We start from the raw sequence: 14,828 nt of genomic DNA, 5'->3' as shown, positions 1-14,828 counted from the left end.
AACAGCCCCTTCGTTTTATACTACTGATTACTTACTCTCTTATTTAGATAAGTTTTCAGTAATGATTTCATAAATTTCAGGTTGTCCTGAACCATTTACAAATTCAACATTAATTGAAACAATTTTTTCCGCTTTCTTTAATTCAAATACATTGTATCCTTTAGATAACGTACCTAATTCAATGTATTTATCCTTATCCGTACGAGCAACTACTTTCGCATTTGAGATTTTACGCTCATTTTGGAAGATTTGAACACGTTTTACATCTTTACCTTCAAACATGTTGTATACTAATTTATCGCCCGCTTTTACTTCAGTACGAGGAATAAATGATGTTTGGATATTGTTATCTTTTAAGTTATCTAAACGATGCTCATCATTTAATGGTTTAACGTTTGACATGAACTCAACTTCAGCTACAGGATTATTCACTGAGAAGTCAGCCATACGGAACCAAGAATCTGTGCTATCCGTTGCTGTTAGGCGTAAATATTGCGCATCAAAATCTAAATCATACATATTTAATTGCGCAGGAATTTTACCTTCAGTAAGAGTTTTCCAAGTTGTTCCGTCTACAGAATATTCTAGTTTACCGTCACGAATACGGTCTGCTCCAGATACTCGGTCTGAGATAATTTGAACATTACGGATGTTTTTCACTTTACCTAAATTTAAAGTTACATAATCTCCAACTTGTACTGGTGAACTTGAGATAAATGCATGATCCACGTCACCATTGATCATATAATCTGCTTGGTTATATTGTGGCCAAGAAGCAGATAATCCATTACGGTTCGTTGTAACAGAAAGATCTCCTCTACCTTCAACATTTACCTTTAAGTTAAATGCTTTCTTATACTTGCTTGTAGCATTTGATGTAAATCTCACTTGCTTAACAGCTAGCGGCTTTTCAAGGACAACTTTTCCACTACCTTTAACTGTAGCAAAATCAATCCAATCTCTACCATTAATTGTGTAAGCTAATTTACCAGTTGCACCTTTTTGTAGTTCAACAGAAGTAATGTACTTGTATTCTGGAAGTTCAATTGTTGCATAGTCGTTCTTCGTCAACTTAACAGGTTTGCTTGTTGTGAAGCTATACACATCTTCCGTGTTTACTACGTCTTTTTGTAATTCTGCTTCTTTAATGTCCTTTTTGTTAGAATAAATTCCACTAGTTGTTGCTTTATTCACTTGGAATTCTCTAACAAATACTTGATTAGCTTGATCTTCTAAAGCTGTATATTTAATATAACGAGCAGAAGCATCTAATGTTTCAAAGATTTCATGATCTTCGTTATTTTTAATTAGCGTTTTCCACGTTTGACCATCTTTAGAAATTTCTAATTTGCCCTTCATAATAGTGTTATCACTATTAGTACGACCCATTTCCATGTAAATGTTCTTTAATTCTTCGACTTTACCAAGATCAACTTGAATGAAATCACCTTTTTTAATTTCATTTTGTGAACGGTAAGTAGTGTCTAGACGTCCATCAACCATACTTGAGAACTCGTAAGGAGCTTTTGTATTTAACCAATCTTCATGCTTTAATGGCACTAAGTTTTCTGAAGCTGTAACCTTATAGTCATAAGTTTTCACTTCTTCTTTCTCTACACCATTAAAGAACATTTCATCAGTTAATGAATTTGCTTTGCTAACAAATGCAGCAAGAACTTCTTCAGAAATAATTGCTTTATTTTTATTTAGCTCTTCAATCTTAACACTTAATTGAGATTTTAAATCCCACCATTGCTGTGTATTCTTATTCATCATTGCAGTAACCATATCAGTAGCAATTGTAGCTGCATCTGAATATACACCAAGCTTATCTAGTTGACGATTAATTTCTTTCATCATCTTAGGATCTTTCAAGTCTGCTTTAACTTTATTTACTGCTTTTTCAATATTTTTGAATTCAGCTTTTAAAGTAGCAATCTCAGAAGTAGGTATTGTTCCTTTTTCAACTTTTGCCCAGAAGTTATCCATAACCTCTTTCATTTCAGGTGCATCAGGACGACCTGTATCTAAACGTGTTGAGTGATCAGCGAACACTTTAAAGCTATCTTTCAATTCCGCTCCAACAGTTGCTTCAATTGCACGATCCCATGCTTTATCATGATCATACTTCGCAGTGTTCCATGCATAATCAGCACCTGTATGAATGGAAATTTTAGATGACTCTGCAAATGTCATTGGGTTAATAATGAATCCACCAATGTTTTCGTTTAAGTTATTTGGAAGGTTATAAATTGGTCCTAAAGCCAATTTCTCTTCTCTGTAATCACTTACAGGATAGTTCCACCATAACAACATGTCACGACCATAAATATCTTTAATTTTTTTTGCATCTTCAGGTGTTACAGTTTGTGACATTACATCATTACCTGTCCACATTACCTCAATGTCTTTATCTAATGTACGAGCAAAATCTTTCGTATAAGTTTTTACTTCGTCTCCATTGAACATTACACTTCCCCAATATTCCGTTGGTACAGTAATAAGTGGTGTAACATCACCTTTAGCTTTAACAAAATCATTATTAAAACGGTTCAATACTGTAGCTTGTCCTACTCCATCTACGATGAAGATATCATCCCATAGGATTGAGAAGCTACGTACACCCATTTCATATAACGCTTCAGCTTTATCTAGTAATGCTTTGTAATCTTCAGGGTGAACTTCATGTGTTTCTTCATTGAATCGAATATCTTTACCTGGAGAAATAGCAAACACGAAGTCTACTTTATTTTCTTTAGCAGTCTCAATTAGTTCTTTCATACGACCTAATTGATCAGCTGGGTATGGCTCTCTCCACTTATCACGATGATAAGGGTCTGATTTTGGAGCATATATGTAAGAGTTGATTTTATTCTCACCATAGAATTTGAATTGATTTAAACGTGTTTCATGGCTCCATGGCTCTCCATAAAAACCTTCTACAATCGCACGTTGATGTTGTGAAGGATGGTCTTTAATATATAATTCTGGAACATGAACACCATCTTGTTCTTTTTCAATTAATTGCTTTAACGTTTGAACACCATAGAATGTGCCCTTTTCGTCTTTACCTTCAATTGCAATCTTTGAAGATCCGTTTTCATCCGCAACTGTAGCAAGTGCATAGCCTTCAGCAGTTGTAATCTTGCTAGCATCATCCTTGTTCAGCTCAGCAAATAATGCATTTAATTCTGCGATTTCATCTTCGTCTTCACCAATAAGAATTGTTGTATCTTTCTCATTGATTGTTGTATTAACTTTAATACCATATTTATTAAGTAACTCCGTTAATTCGCGCATCGCATCTTTATCAGCTACATCTTTACCAATGATGTTAACTGAAGAAGTAAAAGTAAAGTCCTTCCCTAGTTCATTAACAACTTGAGGAGTTGGGCTTAACTTTTCAATTACATTACTTACAACCATTTTTTCTTTTTCTTCTTTAGTTGCATCCACTGCGAATACGGCTGTTGGAATCGTAGTTGCTGTTAAACAAGATGCCATTACAATTCCGAAAACTTTTTGATGCTTGTTCTTTTTCAAATACTCTCTCTCCATTCTGATGACGCTTTCAGTAGTTGAAATAATAGAAAAGTTACAAACATAATATAATTTCAATATAACTATATTATTAAATCTACCTTCAACTAATTAATAATAAAGCCTAAAAATATTGTGAAATCGCTTTCCGAATCTAAATATATTAAATTAAAATACAAATGTCAATTATATTAATATAGTGTTATTTTCAGAGTATTAGTTAAGTCACTTAATTTCCGAATTTACTTCTTAATTATTTCACAAAAGAAAAAAGAGACTGTCCCATCTACATAAAACTTGGGTAGCCTCTTTTTTCACGAACATTTCTTACTTTTATCTTTAAATATTACGCTAAATTATCGCTTTTTTAAGAAATTCACTTCAAAATAGAGAATTAAATCGAAAAGATTCGCATTTTCTCACCTTTAGAGTTCCTCTTTTACTATCTATTTACCATTTCACATTATAAATCTCGTCAAATAATACGACTTATTTTCATTACTTACTATGCCAAAATCAGTGTAACTTTACTATTATTACGTAGTTGTCAATTATTTTTCTTAAATCAAAAGTGAAATTCCACTCTGAAAAACTGTATCACTTCATGAAATTGTAAAAAATACAAATAGTTTAAATATATGTTAGACGAGGAATTAATCCTTATATTCTACTATATTAAACAGATAAGTAATTATTTTCAAAACATTGAATACATATTCAGAAATTAAACAACACATTCAAGAAATCAGATTTCCTACTTAGGTGATATATAGAGTCCCTCACTTTTTTTCCATTCAGCATGGAAAATATTCTTCACATCATTGAAACCTTTAATCTTGAGTTCTTTCTGTAACCATTTTTCATCTAGTCCATTTTCATACAATGTGTTCCTTATTATTTCCCCATCAATAATGAGTGTTATAGGTAAATCTATTTTCTGTTCAGGTAATTGTAAATCTTTATTCTTAAGATTATCATATTTCGATTTTAAAGCTACGCTAAGTTGACCATTAGGTTCTAAAATTGCAAATTCAACTTCTCTTATTGAAAATACTCTTTGCTGGCGTAGTAAGCTTAATATTTGATTAATATCTAATCTAGACTTTTTTACTGCATTACGATCTAGTTTCCCATTCCTAATTATGAAAAATGGTTTTCGTTGTATTATAAATCTGATTTTTATATATTTCATCGTAACAAATTCTAAAATAATCATTAACAAAGTCCACAAACCAATAGCGTAAAGAAACTTAAAAATACTTAACTTATTTTCATATATAACATGTCCTAAAAAGTCATCTAACATTAAAATAAAGATAAAATGAAATGGAGTTAATTGAGAAATTGATGTTCTCCCTGTAATAAGAAGAATACAATACAAAGAAATAAACCCAATAACTACCTTCAGTGCAATTAATCCTAAGCTAACTTCATCCAAAGTTGCAACCTCCAAAACCAAACGTTTCTATAAACACATTATGTTTAGGAAGGGCAATTTATATACAATTATTAGTATTAGAACTCTGTCTATTTTATTGTACCAACTTCATCGTTTATGATTTTTCAACTTTTATTTTGTTTCATCCATCACTGTCTACACATTTTACCGTAAAACAAAAGGTGGACCTTCATAATAAGCCCACCCAAATATTTACTCAATTATCCAATTTAAAAGTGACCGATCCAACACCCATTTCCATATTCACATTCAAAATTACATCAGCGTTATCATAGGCTGCATTAACATATACTCCATTTCCTTTAGAAATAAAGTTTTCCATGTTAATCTCCCCTATTCCTTTTTGAGATGTAATTTTCACTCCAACTTTTGAAGGTAAAATAACCGTAGTTTCTCCCACACCAGTTTCAATTGTAGTTGTAAAACTTTCTTTCCACTCTCCACCTAAATCAACCTCTAGCTGACTCACACCAGCTTGAATATTTAATTGTTTTAGCTTTAAGTCTCGTAAATCTAGTTTTGCCATCGATGCACCAGTGTTAACTGATAGTTTCATTGGGATTTTTTTCGAAAGCTCTATATTCCATTCGTTCTTTACATTCTTAATTTGAGGAAACTTTAAATTTTTCTGCTTAATTACTACCTCACCTTTATCATTACTATAATCATATTTTACAATCGGTTTAAGTTTATCCTTATTATAATTAATGCTTCCTTCAATCCAATCCTTTGCACCTTTTGAAACATTTAACTCTCCTGCTCCTACATTAAGTTCTACATCTAATTCCTTTGCTCTATCCTTTTTAATCAAGATAGGCTCATTTTGTACATCACCACTTACTCCACTAACTAGATTGTTACAACCCGCTGCTATAAATAATAATCCACAAATAAGACCAATAAATAATGTTTTTCTCATTTTTTCCTCCCCCATTCAATTGTTTTTTACTTTTAGCCTGATAATTTAACAACATTCCATTTGGAATACTTTTACATCCACTTATAATTCAATCATATCTCCTTACACAGTTTCACAAATGTAGCTGAAGTAATATTTTTTCTTAAGACTTAAGACGTAATGAATTTCACACTCAGTGAACTTTTTCTAAAAGAATATTTATAAAATAAGCAGAATGATTGAATCCAAAGTTGTCCAGCAGTAAGCTCAATATGTATTTAAATAGGCAAAGGGGTTTTTTCATGTCAGTCAAACTAGGAAGTATGCAAGATGAATGCCATTAAAATTATTGTGCAAATCGCTATTTTATATGTTTTTTTGTTCATTGGAAATGCTATGCATACATACGCGCATATTCCACTACCAGGAAGTATTATCGGTTTATTATTATTATTTCTAGTATTATCTCTAAATATTTTGTCTGTAAAATGGATTGAACGAGGAGCTGGATTCTTATTAGCCTTTTTACCACTGTTATTCGTTCCTACTCTAGTAGGAATTATAAAATATCCTGATCTTTTTTATGGTAAAGGTCTATTAGTTCTTTTAGTTGTCATTATAAGTACCCTTATGACTATCGTTTCAGCAGGGAAAATTAGTCAATTTGTTGAACATAAAACGAAGCAAAGAGAGGAAAAGAAAAAATGTTACAAGCGCTCATCGCAATCGCTATAATATCCATTACGATTCTACTTTATTTAGGGATGAATCGATTATACTTAAAATTCTCCTCTCCTTTTCTTTCGCCGATTTTGACAACAGTGCTAGTTATTATTGGAATACTTGTTTTATTTCATATTCCATATAACACATATTTAATAGGAGGTCATTGGATTAATTATTTATTAGGACCAGCTGTAGTAGCTCTCGCTTACCCTTTATATAACCAAAGAAAAATATTAGTGAAATACTTATTACCAATTGTCTCTGGAGTATCAATTGGCTTGGTTGTTGGAATGATGAGCGGCTCACTTTTGGCATTTCTATTTGGAGTAAATAAAGATATGATTCTTTCTCTTCTACCAAAATCACTTACAACTCCTGTTGCTATGGAAGTCTCCTCTGAATTAGGAGGAATTCCTGCAATTACGGTTGTATTAGTAGTGATTGCTGGGTTCGTTGGTGCTGTACTAGGTCCACTCTTTATTAAATGGAGCCGTATTCATAGTGATATGGGGAAAGGAATTGCTCTTGGCAGTGCCTCACATGCACTTGGTACTTCGAAAGCTTCTGAATATGGGGAACTAAGCTTCTCCATGGGTTCTGTGTCGATGGCTTTGACTGCAATTCTTGGAGCAATTATTGGTTCGATTATTCCGTTTTTTATGTAGTAACGTACTATTTTATAAATGTTTAATAGAATGGGGACTAAAAAGATCTTAATACTTTGACCTTTTTAGTCCCCTAGCTGTTTATTGTGTGATTTTGATTTTCTTACCATTACTCGTGCAATATACCGTACCTTTACTTGTTAAAAAGGTTTTAACATTCAATGCATCTAGCGCTTTTAACGTTTTTTTCTTTGGTGGTTCTTCATCGGAACAAGTAATAACACTATAGGAAGGTGCAACTTGCTGTAGAAATAGTTTCGTTTGTTCATTATATTTACCATGATGAGGAACCTTCAAAAATGTATGCTGTAGATTATCTATTCGCATTAGTTCTTTTAATCGTGTTTCTTCAGCATCTCCAGCAAATAAAAAACTCGTTTTTTTATATACAACACTAAGAACGAGAGAATAATCATTATCCTCTTCATAATATAAACGTTCAGGAGGATATAATGTGAACTGAGCATCATTGATTTGAAATTTCATTGGTTCTTTTAGTGTTTTAGGTACAATTCCCTTTTCTGAACAAACCTCTATGTATTGCTTATATTGTTTCGTATTTGCTTCATAATGGCTATGAATCAGTTGTTTCACTTTCAATTCTCTAAGTATATGATCCGCTCCCCCGATATGGTCTTTATCTGGATGAGTAAGAATGAAATAATCAATTTCTTTAATATTCTTTTTCTTTAAATATCGAAGTATTTTCTTAGCATTCTTATCTTCGCCACTATCAACAAGTATGATTTCCCCACCTGTCTCAATAATGATACAATCTGATTTTCCAGTCTCTAATACTGTTACAGCAAACGGAGCTTTCTCACGTTCTTCTCTTGATTCTTGCATAAACCATTTATACAAGAAAAAAAATATAACGATTAATACTAAAAAAGTAATCGTCAAAATCATAATCCCCCTATTTAACTTTCTCACTTAATTCTCAACCCTTTACTTTTAATGGAACTATATAATTTTGTTCAGTTGATTCTATAGTTTATCTCCATTCATCCCACTTCCATTATAACTCCTATTCAAAGGTTGTTTTAAGAAGAATTCAGAAAAAAATACAGCCCTAATTCCCTATATAGAAATTAAGACTGTAAATTCATAACAGATTATATTTAACTACTTAAACGTCCCTTCAACCAAGGGCGATTTCTATAAAAGCCAATTGGTACTTGAATTAAACTTGTTATCCCTTCAGTTTTTACTCGATAAAGTTCATCACATAAATCCACATCATATCCAAGTAGTGGATGCCCTCCCATTCCGAGAGCTGAAGCAACTAATAGCAGTCGTTGTACAAGCATTCCAGCTTCCATCTGTTGAATGCGATAGCCCCGATAGCCAAATGATTCTTTGTAATGCTCCTTTTCTCCACCTACATGTATACACATAGGAATTTGTTGCATGTTCACATTACTAATAGTCATTCCTTGCTGTAGTCGAAGTCGTTGGTCTCCCAACTGTCTCGGCTGTAAAGCATGTGTACTACTGTCATATCTATAAGCACCAGATGGAACATCATCTACATTGTACAAACAACTATAAATTGTTAATGATGTTTGTTTCAAAAGTCCAAGGTCATTCTGATATTTGAATGACTCCATTGCCTCATACATAAGACAGCTTAATTGTTCTTTACTTACCTTTCCCAAAACAAAATCCATTTCCGGAGAAAATCGCTTTCGGCACACAGATGCCAAATCATACGATAGTCGTTCCACAGGCGGTAAAGATACTTGCTGATACACTTCATTCTCAGAATTCTCCAAAGTCATATACCGAAACGATTCAGTAGCTTCCAACATAGACGCTTCATTCATGTTAATTAACATTGGGTACTCTTTAATATTTTGTGAGTGTACATAATGATTACAATGAATCTCATGTAAATCATTACATAATTGTTCTGAAGTAATATTGACATTCTTTTCATTAGAAACCGAAAAACAATTTGCTGATTGTACTGATAATGGAATCACAGCATATGTGCTTTCTTCATTTTCCACAAGCCCAAGTAAATGATTAACAGCACGATCTAAAAATTGAAAATACACACACGATTCAAAACGAAAGCGTTTTGCTATCTCTAACAATTGCCCAATTACAACGCCAGTATCCATTCCTTGCAAACGATAAGCAAAATTATTGTATTTATAATAATTTTTCCAGAACATTGTCGAAATAAATACAGTCCCAAAACACTCAGACATATCAACTCGATTGCCAAGAGTAGCTTCAATATAAGAATCAAATTCTCCTTCTCGTAACAACACTAAACGATGGTGAGCTACATCATAATGATAAATTCCAGTTGGCAAATGTTCTATTTTTAAATATACATATAATTCATTTGGATACAGCGCTCCACCTGAAGGAGCATACCGCCGGAATGACCGTAATAAATCTCCTTCTTCATCTAAAGACTCCGCTGAAAAAAAAGACTCTCTCAATTGAGTAAGACCGTACACATACCAAAGAAAATCGCCCATGCTTTCGAAATCTGGTGTAGAGCTAGTATTCCTTTCTTCAAATGTCATCGGTACTTCTAGAGAAAACGGAAAACTAGGCAAGCCTTGATAAAGCTTATACGGTAGTGGTGCATCATCCCAATCCACTTCCCAATTTGGCGGACTTAATTTGTCAACGTGATAGTGTAGATTGTGTAGAAACTCATCAAGAATCATCTTCTACCTCCTAATCACTAATTATGGAAACGGATGTGGATATGGATTGAGTTGTTCCCTACTCAATGGTTTCGTTGTATACCCGAGCTCCATAGGAACCTTTAATACTCTATCAAGACCAGTCACACGAGTAAGATGATGTCCAAATGTCATAGGCAACATTCCAGGAATAATCACTTTCACACAGTGCAATCCATTCCGCTTAATTTCTGGTGATGTTTGATTCACTACAATTACATCAAGGTCTACCTGCCGCAAAGCTTGCAAAATATCTTGTAAATCATCTTTTAAATCAAAAGACTTATTGTGGCGTTTAAACTCTTCAGTAAATGTTCGTAATGGACGATTTTCTTCTAATAGAAACTTCAATCGCTCTTCCGTTTGCGGCAAGCCAAACAACATGCCGTGGTCATCCATCTGTTTGACTAACGTTGAATCTTGAAACATTCTTTCATATTCATCTCGGTTATCTTCAAACTTTTTATCTAAAGTTAACATCATTCCAGCCAGCTCATGGACCGCACTTTTGACCGCTTTAACAGGATCTACATGAGCTCCTGCCGCACATATGATATTTAATCCCTTTTGCTTTCTATTCTTAGCCAATGCCCATATGCTTGGGATGCCGTGCTCCATTGTGGCATTAAACAAATGAATATCATACCCTGCAACAGCTCGTGCTCTATCAATCATTAAATGCAATTCTTCATCATTCGCTGAATAAGGGTCAAGTCGAGGTAATTGCATGTTCGCATACCATGTCAATAGAAACGAATCTCGCTCTATAACTTCCATAATTCCATAAAAAATAGTCTCCTCTAAACTCCCACCTAAAGCACAGCCGTTCGAAGTTTCATAAACAAATCCTTCTCCACACCCTAAACTATAATAAGCCAGTAGCTCTGGAACTAGTATTGGACGCTCTTGTGAAAACGAATACCCCCAAACCCAATGAATAGGCTTATTATAATCAAATGGTTTAAATGGATAACCAAATTGTTCATAATGCTTCTTCGAATGCACACCCAATTCTACAGGATCAAGTGCTTGCTCTTTTAAGTTGTTATAACTATCATATATGACCGTTCTTTTCCCTCGTGGTTCTATTCCACAATATCTCTCTAAACCTTCTAAAATAGCAGTTGATTCGCTCATCGCATATGAATTTGTCCGTCCCGCTACTCCTTCTTCACCAATAAATAAAGGTAAATTAACACTTACATCAGCAAATGGTGGTACAAGGTCTATCATTTTATTATTTAAAAAGCCCATTTTTTGATCATAATAGTCTTTGACCAAAACTTTACTTAAATGATCCATTGAAATAGTACGATAATTATCAGGACTTATCTTTGGACTAGGCTGCAAAGCAATTCGAGCTTCAGTCGGTGTGTCGTTAGGTAATTGATTACAAAACTCACATGAAGAATTCGGTAAAAAAGTATGCCAAGACGTATTCAATGATGTCAGATTGATTAAAGCCACACGTTCTTGCCCGTGTCTATTGTTGTCATCCCTTGCTATCTTCTCTACTTCCGCACAAATTAGATAAGCCATATGCCTAATACCGAGCTGAGTTGCCGTTACATCGCTCTCTATTCCGCTATTCTCTTGCAAATGCATTCGCACTTCCCACATTTCTTTACGTTCACGTCCTGCCATGAGACGCCGATGATCTGCACACTGAGAACAACCAATTGTATCTGGGTACACTATTGGACCAACCATTCCTTCTCCAAATGACACAAAACTACGAAGCCAGGGAATATTAGCTTCTCTAAATACTTTCTCTGCTTTGACATGCATAGCTGGTTCCCAACCATCTTGTAAAACTAAAGCTAAATGAATATTTCCAGCAAGATTTAGCTCAACATTAGTTTGATGAATAATCTTGTATTGGTCTGATAATTCTCTAATAACACTATCTGTCAATAGTCCTTCTCCGACAACCAACACAACATAACTCACCTTGCCACCTCCTCTCGTACTAACACTCCATACACTCCAGCTAATTTTTCTTTAAAAAATGGCTCCAAGTCCAGTTCCATAAGCAGTAGTTCTTTATTGTTGGCTTTTAAAATCCCCCTCGAATGTTGCACTATTTCAATATGGGCTGTCTTGTTACACGTAGGAATCAATAAGTCCAGTAGAGGCTTATCTTCCAGAAACACATCAGAAAGTTCCAATCCTTGAACTTCAATTTGTCTACCCTTATTTTGTACTTTCATAATCGCTTGTCGTAGCACATTTTGTAACGCCATTGTTATATTTAAACCTACACATCCCAACCACTTCTCACCCGAATTAATCCACGCTACAGGGAAACCATGAATTTCTCTTCCAATGCCAATCCTAGGTGCACCTTGCATTGTAGTAAGTGACTGTAAATAATACTTAACTCGTTCATCTTCTACTGTACTTAATTTCACCAACTGAACTGAAATAGTTTCATTTCTTGTTCGTAAACGAAGCTCTTCATTTAAGCATTTACTCAGTCCTCTACAAATACATTCTGCAACGGTCTCGCCACTACCAATACCCATATATTCTTCAAATTTCACATTTTCTAAAGATGCTGTTGTTATGAGATGTCTAACATTAGGCAACGCATACGCTTCGATACCACTTAAACCGGCTTCTCTTCTTGCTTCTTCATGAGTCAAATCTGAACAAATTATTTCTGGTAATAATTCAGCAGGACCGTCAGTCAATGGATTGACAACTTGAACCTGACATTGAGCTAAAGGAAGCTGCTTTAAATCTCCTTCCTCCCAACTATGAAAAACACCTATTTCAGGTGAAGTTAACATACTGAATGAAATAAACCATTTCCCTTCCTCGCCTACACTGTTTCTCTCAATAATCCTATTATCAATGTCTTCCACCCATCTTGCCTTTATATCGCCTTGCACTTGAGGATGATTCATAAATTGATGCCAATTGCCTTCTAATGTTTCCATATTGAGCAAATAGAATTGATTATTCCGACTCGCTTCCACTGCCCCTGTCACTTCTTTAAAAAATGCAAATACCATTACATTTGCTAACATTGCTCCAGCAACTGATGAAAATGTTGATAATTCAGTATCTTTTTCGAGTACTGTTTGGTGCAAACGTCGCCATGCAGATTCCCAGCATCCTGTTGAATCCTTTTGCATTACTGGACCCACCAAACCTACATTTTTCAGGTTTACTGCTGGCATAAATATTTTATTTTCACTCTTACAAGCCAAATGAATAGCTCTTAATTCCTCAATATTACCTTCTTGTGATACATATAAAACTGCATCAAATGGACGCACACACTCTTTCCAAGAATTATCTCCTATAGAAGTAATACGAATCTCCTCAATCGCTACTTCATTATCTTCCTCACTTGCATGTGTAACAATTTCCGCTATTCTCTCTCTATTAGTAGGCACACAACCAGTAATTAATGTAAAAAGTCGAGGTAAACCAGATTCAAGTAAAGCAGAAACTAACGAAACAAAAAATGAACCAGATCCAATTGCCAGTACTTTCATCTGTCGATATGTTTGGAAACGAGCGGCACCTGAATTGCCAATATGATTTAAAAACTCAATTTGCGAAGCATACTTCTTCATAATAGGTTCTGCCAATTGATGCGGGTAGTCTAGACTCATATCTCGAACAAACCCATTTTTATAAAGAACTTCTGCAATTTCAAAAACACGATTTCGATAAGGTCCTGGCAAACCATCTGTCAAATCCTTTAACGTATGTTCTCCATTGAACATAGGCATTAGTTTTTCAATCCATTGAAAAATTGTACTCCCCTGCATTCGGAATGAGCTTACATTATTCCGAAAATACACTCCCTTATCTGAATCAGGGAGAAAAAAAACATCTCTTTTGACTTTTAAGCGCATAGAAGGGGTCACACTTGTCATTACGATCCTCCTAACCCATAGCGATTCTATAGCAATCTACATAAGAGCCTTCACTTACATCCTATGTATTACAATTTGTCTCATATGTATACAAAAAAATCCCTGCATACATTCATGCAGGGAAAACCTCCTCAATTCATAAATACAAAATGAATTATCGACCACATCTTCCGCAACGTCCTCCACAACCACCACAGCGTCCACATCTACCACCGCAACCAAAGCAGCCGAAGCATAAGAAACACCCAAAGCAACCCCCGATGCCAAAACCAATTTGGCGATATGAATTATCCATACCATATTGACTTTGATCCCACGGAATCATCTGAGTAGTCTGGAAATCACTAACATTTAACGCTTGGAGTTGATTATAAAAATCATTCATTAGTATATACCTCCACGTAATAATATTGAACAAAGAGCAACTTAAATGGAGAAAACTGCAAAAATCAATAGTTTTACCCATATTTTAAGTACTCTCTTCAACAAATTATGTACAGTGGATGGGTATTGCTACAGATGCAAAAGCCTATTTATTGGAAAGATTTAGTTTGTTCATAAACCTACTTTTCTTTTTCATTAAAACAAATAATCTTTCCTCTTTAAGAGGCATCTATCCAAAGAACTAAGGTAAGCCTATTTACATATTTTAAATAAGAATGAAAAACACATTTTTTGAAAGGAAAATATTATGTATCAGCAACCTAATATGTATAACCATACGTTTGATAATAATGATATAAATAATTCTTATAACCATTATGAATATGATCGCCTTCCTCCACCAATACCCAGTAGTATTTTGCCAATGCCAGGTGGAGCACCTTCTATGCCGAGTGGTAGCGGATTTCCTCCCTTTGGTCCTGGTACTGGACCTTCTATGCCGGGTGGCGGTGGATTCCCTCCTTCTGGTCCTGGTGGAGGACCTTCTATGCCAGG

At 34.4% G+C, this 14,828-nt stretch carries 11 protein-coding genes; 3 read left to right on the top strand and 8 right to left on the bottom strand.

Annotated elements, in window-relative coordinates; translation table 11 throughout:
- Positions 1 to 39: 39 nt before the first annotated feature.
- From TX86_RS05880 to TX86_RS05870, 3 genes are all read right to left on the bottom strand, one after another.
- A complete protein-coding gene (locus tag TX86_RS05880; RefSeq protein ID WP_052343550.1) occupies positions 40 to 3,543 on the bottom strand; it encodes a glycoside hydrolase family 84 protein in 3,504 nt (1,167 codons plus the stop codon).
- Between the two features lie 751 nt (positions 3,544 to 4,294).
- Complete coding sequence (locus TX86_RS05875) at positions 4,295 to 4,978, bottom strand: DUF421 domain-containing protein (protein WP_042347146.1); 684 nt, start codon at positions 4,976 to 4,978, stop codon at positions 4,295 to 4,297.
- Positions 4,979 to 5,195: 217 nt separating this feature from the next.
- The gene (locus TX86_RS05870) at positions 5,196 to 5,918 is read right to left on the bottom strand and encodes a toast rack family protein (RefSeq protein WP_042347143.1); all 723 of its coding nucleotides are present in this window, start codon (positions 5,916 to 5,918) and stop codon (positions 5,196 to 5,198) included.
- A 309-nt stretch (positions 5,919 to 6,227) separates the two neighbouring features.
- Here TX86_RS05870 and TX86_RS05865 point away from each other — a divergent pair, with 309 nt between their 5' ends.
- Together TX86_RS05865 and TX86_RS05860 are read left to right on the top strand one after the other, a co-directional pair.
- Positions 6,228 to 6,632, top strand: a complete 405-nt coding sequence (locus TX86_RS05865; RefSeq protein WP_042347141.1) for a CidA/LrgA family protein — start codon at positions 6,228 to 6,230, stop codon at positions 6,630 to 6,632.
- Positions 6,602 to 7,288: an LrgB family protein gene (locus TX86_RS05860; RefSeq protein WP_042347139.1), complete on the top strand. Its 687-nt coding sequence runs from the start codon at positions 6,602 to 6,604 to the stop codon at positions 7,286 to 7,288. The genes TX86_RS05865 and TX86_RS05860 overlap by 31 nt, the downstream gene beginning before the upstream one ends.
- Positions 7,289 to 7,369: 81 nt before the next feature.
- Here the strand turns inward: TX86_RS05860 and TX86_RS05855 are convergent, their stop codons facing one another.
- From TX86_RS05855 to TX86_RS26145, 5 genes are all read right to left on the bottom strand, one after another.
- Positions 7,370 to 8,191 carry a ComEC/Rec2 family competence protein gene (locus TX86_RS05855; RefSeq protein WP_052343549.1) on the bottom strand — a complete coding sequence of 274 codons (822 nt, stop codon included), beginning with the start codon at positions 8,189 to 8,191 and terminating at the stop codon, positions 7,370 to 7,372.
- A 218-nt stretch (positions 8,192 to 8,409) separates the two neighbouring features.
- Entirely contained in the window at positions 8,410 to 9,978 is a 1,569-nt protein-coding gene (locus tag TX86_RS05850) for a SagB family peptide dehydrogenase (RefSeq protein WP_042347137.1), read from the bottom strand.
- Positions 9,979 to 9,999: 21 nt separating this feature from the next.
- The gene (locus TX86_RS05845; RefSeq protein WP_042347136.1) at positions 10,000 to 11,946 is read right to left on the bottom strand and encodes a TOMM precursor leader peptide-binding protein; all 1,947 of its coding nucleotides are present in this window, start codon (positions 11,944 to 11,946) and stop codon (positions 10,000 to 10,002) included.
- A complete protein-coding gene (locus TX86_RS05840; protein ID WP_042347135.1) occupies positions 11,943 to 13,889 on the bottom strand; it encodes a putative thiazole-containing bacteriocin maturation protein in 1,947 nt (648 codons plus the stop codon). Before TX86_RS05840 ends, TX86_RS05845 begins: the two co-directional genes overlap by 4 nt.
- Before the next feature lie 154 nt (positions 13,890 to 14,043).
- Positions 14,044 to 14,274, bottom strand: coding sequence for a heterocycloanthracin/sonorensin family bacteriocin (locus TX86_RS26145; RefSeq protein WP_081707574.1), 231 nt, complete (start codon positions 14,272 to 14,274; stop codon positions 14,044 to 14,046).
- Between the two features lie 306 nt (positions 14,275 to 14,580).
- Between TX86_RS26145 and TX86_RS26955 the strand changes: the two genes are divergently transcribed.
- The coding region (locus TX86_RS26955) for a hypothetical protein (protein ID WP_042347130.1) at positions 14,581 to 14,828 on the top strand (248 nt) is incomplete at its 3' end.

It is taken from the genome of Bacillus massiliigorillae, assembly GCF_000380245.2.
Lineage (GTDB): Bacteria > Bacillota > Bacilli > Bacillales > DSM-1321 > Bacillus_AD > Bacillus_AD massiliigorillae.
Note: the sequence above shows the minus strand (reverse complement) of the source record. Positions and strands in the feature narration are given on the sequence as shown.